We start from the raw sequence: 3,167 nt of genomic DNA on the forward strand, positions 1-3,167 counted from the left end.
TGCGGCGCGCGGGGTGGGGCGCCCCGGCCGGGAGCGCGAGCGCCCGCGCCGCGCTATAGACAGCGCCCATCCCATGAGCGTGGAGCTGAGACGAAACGGCCTGCACCTGACGGGCACGCCCCTGTCGCTGGACGCGAAGCGCAAGTCGCCGCTGTCCTTCGTCAGCCACGGGCACTCGGACCACATCGCCCGCCACGAGAGCACCATCGCCACCCAGGCCACGCTGCGCTTCATGGCCCACCGGCTGGGGCCGGTGGCCTCCGCGCTGTCCGTGCCCTTCCGCCGCCCCTTCGAGCTGGGCCCGCTGCTGCTGGAGCTGCTGCCCGCGGGCCACATCCTGGGCAGCGCGCAGCTGCGCGTCACCCGCGCGGACGGCAGGCGCATCGTCTACACGGGGGACCTCAACACCGCGCCGTCGCTCACCGCGGAGGCCACGGAGGTGGCCACCTGCGACACGCTGGTCATCGAGTCCACCTTCGGGCACCCGCGCTACCGCTTCCCGCCGCGCCCGGAGGTGCTGGGACAGGTGGAGACGTGGCTGCGCGCGCAGCTCAACCGGGGCGTGACGCCGGTGCTGCTGGGCTATCCGCTGGGCAAGAGCCAGGAGGCGATGAAGCAGCTCGCCGGCCGGGGCTTCCAGTTGGTCGCGCACCCGTCCATCTTCGAGGTCGCGGAGCTGTACGCGGAGCTGGGCGTCCCCATCGAGCACCTGCGCCGCTACGACGGCCGCGTGGAGCCGGGGGAGGTGCTCTTCTTCCCGCCGCACCTGGCGCGGGGCGGGGCCCTGGCGCCGCACTGGCCCCGGGCCACGGCGGTGCTCACCGGCTGGGCCATGGACCCCGGCGGCGCGCGGCGCTACGGCGCGGACGTGGCCTTCCCGCTGTCGGACCACGCGGACTTCCCGTCCCTCATGCGCTACGTGAAGGACACCGGCGCGCGGGACGTCATCACCTGCCACGGCTTCGCGCAGGAGCTGGCGCAGGCGCTGCGGGACGCGGGCACGGACGCCCGCCCGCTGGGCAAGCCACAGCAGCTGACGCTGTTTTGATTTCGCGTCGTCCGCGTGTTGGAACGGGCGCCCGATATGCCCACTCCTGCTCCCTCGCTGACCGGACACCTGGCCAACGTGCTGCTGTGCACGGACGCTGAACCCAAGCGCTTCGTCACCCGGGAGGTGCCCGAGGTGAAGGTCGACTTCGCGGGCATCGAGGGGGACCGCCACGCGGGCCTCACGCGCAAGGCGGACGTGCGCGTGCCGTGGTTCCCCAAGGGCACCGTCATCCGCAACACCCGGCAGCTCTCCCTCGTGTCGCGCGAGGAGCTGGTGGAGGTGGCGCGCGCGCTGGGCGTGCCGCACGTGCTGGCGTCGTGGCTGGGCGCGAACCTGGAGCTCATGGGCGTGCCGCGCCTCACGCACCTGCCGCCGGGCACGCGGCTGTTCTTCCCGGAGGACGCCACGCTGGTGATGGAGGGGGAGAACCTCCCCTGCGTGCAGCCGGGCCGCGTGATTGAAGCGCACTACCCGGACATGAAGGGGCTGGCGGGCCGCTTCGTGAAGGCCGCGTGGCAGAAGCGCGGGCTGGTGGGCTGGGTGGAGCGCCCGGGCCTCATCCGCGCGGGCGACGAGGTGCGGGTGATGCTGCCTCCGCCGGTGACGTACTCGCTGCCCTCCGCGACGCCGTCGGAGGCGGTGGGCTGAGCTTCCGCCCCGCGGGCCGTCAGTGCACGGAGAGGAAGAAGCGCAGCTGGTAGGTGTCCTTGTTCACGCTCGGGAACGCGTCGAAGTGGCTCTCGCGCTGGAAGAGGTTCCCCTCCACGCCCAGGCCCAGCCGGCGGTACACGGGCAGGTCCACCCGGAGCTGGGCGGTGCGCACCTGGTGCGAGCCGCTCGAGCCGTCCAGCACGATGATCTGTGACAGGCCCGCCTCCAGCGACACGAGGTCCCACTCGTCGCGCGTATAGGCCACCCGGAGCTGGAGGCCCGGGCCTACGCCGTAGTCGTAGTTGCGGCCCCCCTCCCCGGAGTGCTCGGAGGAGACGCTGGCGAGCAGGGCGCCGTTCATCAGCAGCATCGAGCGCAGCGCCGCGCTCCCGGAGAGGTCGTGCTGGTACGTCAGGCCCACGTCCACGGACTGGCTGCCCAGCTCGTAGGCGGCCGTGTTCACGTAGCGCATCTGCTGGAACACGCTCAGGCGCAGCTCGTCGCTCCTGGCGCGCGCCAGGGGGTCGCCACGAGCAGCCCCATCAGCTGTCCGTAGCTGATCAGGTGGGCCTCCTGGGTGGTGAACTGCACGCGCCCTTCGAACGCGTCGAGCGGGCGGCGGCGCGCCCCCCGGAAGGCGTCCCCGTAGCGCAGGGACAGCTCGGTGAAGAACTGGTTCTCTCCCCAGGGCAGGGGCTCGCCGTTGCCCAGCTTGAGGTAGCCCAGCCTCGCCCAGCCCGCGAAGGTGTCCGGCCTCCAGTCCGCGGGCGTGGGTTCGACGCGCCAGCTGTCGCCGCGCAGCACGCGGTTGACGCCGCGCACGGGGCTGAGGGCGGCCGCGCCCAGCTCGCGGCCGAAGCGCTCCCAGCCCGTGGCCTCCGTGTCCAGCACCATGGAGGACAGCCGGTAGATGGCCTCGCCCATGATGGTGCCTCCCAGGGTGGTGTTCGCGATGTCGTTGATGGAGGGCTTCTTGTTCTCCGCGAACACCTCCCATTGCAGGCTGCCCAGCAGCGTGAAGCCCAGGGAGCCCACGTAGGGGATGCCGTTGTCGCGCGCGGCCACGTAGTAGAGGCTGCCGTGATACGGGTGCGCGAGCTGGTTGGTGCCGAAGTGGTCCCCGTCCCACTCGAAGCCCGAGGTCAGGTTCTCCCCCCACGTGGAGGGCGTCACCCGCGCCCACTCCTTGTTCACCAGCACCCGGTCCCACGTCCACACCACCAGGTTGATGCTGGTGACCTCCGCCAGCGCCAGCCACGGATGGGGCCGCTCCCGGGACGTGTCCTCGCGGACAGCCTCCTCGTTCAGCGGGGCATCCGCCGGTGGCGAGGGCGCCTCGGCGCGCACGGCGGCGTCGGCGTGGAGGCGGGGCCCGTCGGTGCACGGCCCCTCTTGCGCGAAGGCCGGGCCGCCCAGCAGCAGTCCGCCGGCGAGCAGCACGCCGCCCAGGGGCCACGGGCTCCCG

The 3,167-nt window shown here is 72.6% G+C and carries 4 protein-coding genes; 2 read left to right on the forward strand and 2 right to left on the reverse strand.

Annotation, left to right across the window (positions count from 1 at the left end):
- The first annotated feature begins 73 nt into the window (after positions 1-73).
- The gene (locus ACLEQD_RS40055; protein ID WP_410391202.1) at positions 74-1,048 is read left to right on the forward strand and encodes an MBL fold metallo-hydrolase; all 975 of its coding nucleotides are present in this window, start codon (positions 74-76) and stop codon (positions 1,046-1,048) included.
- 36 nt (positions 1,049-1,084) lie between these two features.
- Positions 1,085-1,699, forward strand: a complete 615-nt coding sequence (locus ACLEQD_RS40060) for an MOSC domain-containing protein (RefSeq protein WP_410391203.1) — start codon at positions 1,085-1,087, stop codon at positions 1,697-1,699.
- A gap of 19 nt (positions 1,700-1,718) precedes the next feature.
- Here ACLEQD_RS40060 and ACLEQD_RS40065 read toward each other — a convergent pair whose 3' ends face one another.
- Together ACLEQD_RS40065 and ACLEQD_RS40070 are read right to left on the reverse strand one after the other, a co-directional pair.
- Entirely contained in the window at positions 1,719-2,186 is a 468-nt protein-coding gene (locus ACLEQD_RS40065) for a hypothetical protein (protein WP_410391205.1), read from the reverse strand.
- A gap of 2 nt (positions 2,187-2,188) precedes the next feature.
- A partial coding sequence (locus ACLEQD_RS40070; RefSeq protein WP_410391206.1) for a DUF3943 domain-containing protein occupies positions 2,189-3,167 on the reverse strand: 979 nt, incomplete at its 5' end.

The organism is Corallococcus sp. 4LFB (genome assembly GCF_046520365.1).
Lineage (GTDB): Bacteria > Myxococcota > Myxococcia > Myxococcales > Myxococcaceae > Corallococcus > Corallococcus caeni.

Excerpts from the sequence above, each read along its gene's own strand:
- ACLEQD_RS40055 (WP_410391202.1), top strand. The coding sequence starts at position 74 with ATGAGCGTGGAGCTGAGACGAAACGGCCTGCACCTGACGGGCACGCCC.
- ACLEQD_RS40060 (WP_410391203.1), top strand. The coding sequence starts at position 1,085 with ATGCCCACTCCTGCTCCCTCGCTGACCGGACACCTGGCCAACGTGCTG.